The organism is Mesoflavibacter sp. CH_XMU1404-2, from assembly GCF_037029465.1.
In the GTDB taxonomy this organism is placed as follows: domain Bacteria; phylum Bacteroidota; class Bacteroidia; order Flavobacteriales; family Flavobacteriaceae; genus Mesoflavibacter.
In genome coordinates this window covers 1-3,192 of record NZ_JAYMEM010000020.1, presented here as the reverse complement: position 1 = coordinate 3,192, position 3,192 = coordinate 1, and the positions used below count along the sequence as shown (strand labels likewise).

3 protein-coding genes are annotated in these 3,192 nt (G+C 31.7%); all 3 read left to right on the top strand.

From position 1 onward, the window contains the following. Positions 1–167: 167 nt before the first annotated feature. Positions 168–755 carry a Crp/Fnr family transcriptional regulator gene (locus WA327_RS08390; protein ID WP_336068580.1) on the top strand — a complete coding sequence of 196 codons (588 nt, stop codon included), beginning with the start codon at positions 168–170 and terminating at the stop codon, positions 753–755. 64 nt (positions 756–819) lie between these two features. After that, positions 820–1,533: an MBL fold metallo-hydrolase gene (locus WA327_RS08385; protein ID WP_336068577.1), complete on the top strand. Its 714-nt coding sequence runs from the start codon at positions 820–822 to the stop codon at positions 1,531–1,533. A gap of 192 nt (positions 1,534–1,725) precedes the next feature. After that, a complete protein-coding gene (locus tag WA327_RS08380; RefSeq protein WP_336068575.1) occupies positions 1,726–2,985 on the top strand; it encodes a T9SS type A sorting domain-containing protein in 1,260 nt (419 codons plus the stop codon). The last annotated feature ends 207 nt before the right edge of the window (positions 2,986–3,192 follow it).

Below are 3,192 nucleotides of genomic sequence, written 5' to 3'. Positions count from 1 at the left end.
AATTTTCTATCTTTCAGTTTCAATCGGAAAATCGTGCCGATTTTCCGCAACTGAAATTTATACGCTAACGTTAGTGGCAATGTCGAAAAAACCGAGACATAGGCGAAGAACATCTAAACAAGAAAGAAATATAAAACAAATGTTATGACAATCATACAGATATACAGATGCCTCCTAAAATGACAATTACCCCGTTAATTAAATATGTTTCAAATCTCGTTGACATTTCTGACAGTGACACAAAACTGTTGTCACATTTTTTTAAACCTACAAATTTCTCTAAAGGAACAATCATTGAAGAGGAAGACGTTGTGGCTCAAAACCTATATTTTGTTACAAATGGTTTCGTTAGGTCATTTTTTTACTCAGACGGCATAGAAACTACTACTCAAATTATAGGAGAGAATAGATTTATAACAAGCTTTAATAGTTTTACTTCTGGAAGTATTTCAAAAGAAAATATTCAATGCCTTTCGAATTGTGAAGTACTTTGTATTACCAAATCAGATTACCAGATTTTATCTGAAGAAAGTGTTTTTTGGAGTACTTTCTGCAAACAGATTTATGAAATAATTATTAGTCAAAATCAGCAAAGAACAACTGATTTCATCACATTATCTGCAGAAAAGCGATACTTGAAATTAATGAAAGAGCAACCAGAAATTATTCAAAATGTACCAATCCAATATATTGCTTCATACATTGGAATTAAGCCAGAATCTTTGAGCAGAATCAGAAAAAAAATAATTTTCTAACATTTATCAAGTGGTATTCATTTTTATGAACTGAACTTTGCATCAACATTCAAAAAATTAAAAGATGTATAAAATAATTCAGTTATCAATTTTTCCATTGGGTATGATAAATTGTTTCCTTATAGAAGGAGAGAAGAAACACATTCTGGTTGACACAGGTGTTCCCAACAGCGAAGCAAAAATTATCAAACAACTAAAACAACACAATATCAAAATAGAAGATATTGCCTTAATAATTATAACTCATGGTCATATTGACCACTTTGGTAGTGCAAAAGAACTGAAAGACATTTTAAATGTTCCTATACTTATGCATGACTTAGATAAAAAAGCACTTCAAACTGGAAAAAGTTTGTTTAATACATTAAAGCCTAATAATAAAATATGGGATTTCATTCTTAAACCAAAATTAACAAAAGATAGAGCAACATTTTGTAACCCTGACTTAGTATTGAAAGAAAACGAAGAATATGATTTGTCAATATATGGAATAAATGGAAAAGTAATGCATACTCCAGGACATACTCCAGGTTCTTTATCGGTTATACTTGAAAATGGAGATGCTATAATAATGGATTTAGCCTCATCAGGAATACTCCTTGGTGGAATTGCTTTTAATTCAAGAATGAAGCATCCACCTTTTCATGACAATTTAGAGCAAGTGAAAAATAGTATTAATAATATACTTTCCTTAAGTACAGAAAAATTTTATCTTGGACACGGAAATCCTGTTTCAAGAAAAGATTTAATAAGGTATAGAGATAAATTTTTGAAATGACAATAAAATGCTAGTCGCCAACGTAGTGTTTTCCATGGTAGTACTAGTATAACTAATTAGTTATCAATATTTCATTGAATATTTACACTAAATTGTGACCTACGTTTTTCAAATATCCAAACTATTAATGGTAACGTCAAAAAAACAAATTAAAAGCAAGTAATATCAAAATACGAAAAAAATATGATACAAATGTTAGCAAAAATATTAGCAGGAATTTTACTTTTCGCTTTTGTAAATTTAACATACGCACAACCAAATTATCCCGCGCCAACTGGAATTTGGTGTAGCTGTCCACCAACTACTGGTATTGGAAATGGTTCTGTAGACCCTGTTGTGGCTTCTAAACCTTATGTGAATGGGATTTTAGTTCGAGTTGTGTGGAAAGATATTGAACCCAATGATAATACGTATAATTGGGCATTAATTGACAATCAAATAAGTGCAGCTCAATCTTATGGAAAAAAAATATCTATAGCGGTTGGTGGTGGCCCAAATTCACCTAATTGGCTATATTCTTTGGGTGTGCAAACATTAAACTATTCTTTGCCTTTTAATGGTACAATACCTGTACCTTGGGATACCATCTTCTTGGACAAATGGACGGAATTTATTACAGAACTAGGAAACAGATATCAAAATGACACTACCATTCAGTTGGTTTATATAACGAACTCATCGCAAAATGGTTTTGAGATGCAGATACCATACAATCCAACCCCATCATATGCTTCTATATCGTATACTGACCAAAAGATGATAGAATCATGGGAGCAAGTGATTGATGCCTTTAATAGCTCATTCCCAAATCATTATTTGACCAACGATTTTCATCCTGTTAATTCCAGTGATATGGTCGGAGACTCTATATACCATTATGCGAAAGTAAATGTTGGTAGTAGATATGGAGCAAGTGCTTGGTGGTGGTCACAAAACAATACTTCTGTTTATCCATCACAATACACAATCTTACAAAATTCAGCAAATACAAATTTATTTACAGGTCTACAAATGGTAGCAAGCGGGATTTCAAACCCAACGGCTTTTGGTAGTGGTGGTCTTCCGGATGCTCTTAATCTTGCCATTTCAAACAGCCTTTGTTATTGGGAAATTTGGAACAATGATATAACTGACGGTTCTTTCGATAGCTTATTTTCTAATGCAGTTTGTTCACCTATACTTGAGGTTGAGCAATTCAATAATAATGAAAACGTATTAACTGTTTTTCCAAATCCATCGAAGAACATTTTTACTGTAATTTTAAAAAATAATTATATTGAAAAAGTTGAAGTGATTAATGAGTTAGGACAAATAGTTTTCGAAAAGGAAAACATCAAGAGTAACGAATATTTATTAGACATTAGAAATCACATTGACGGAATCTATTTTTTGAAAACAATAGACAATACAAATACAGTTTCTTATAGGAAAATAGTTCTTTTAATACAATAAAAAAACACAGCCACTAACATTGTATAAGCGATAATGCGGGCTGAACCGCGAAAATTGAGTATTTTGGCATTTAATTAAATTTGGTACAGACGGACAGTTAATCGCTTCAAAATCCCGCACTACGCTTATACTTGTCCGTTGCCAGTAATTTGAAATGACCGAAATTTTAAAGAAATATTTAGTTACAAAATGGTGGTTACCGATTTT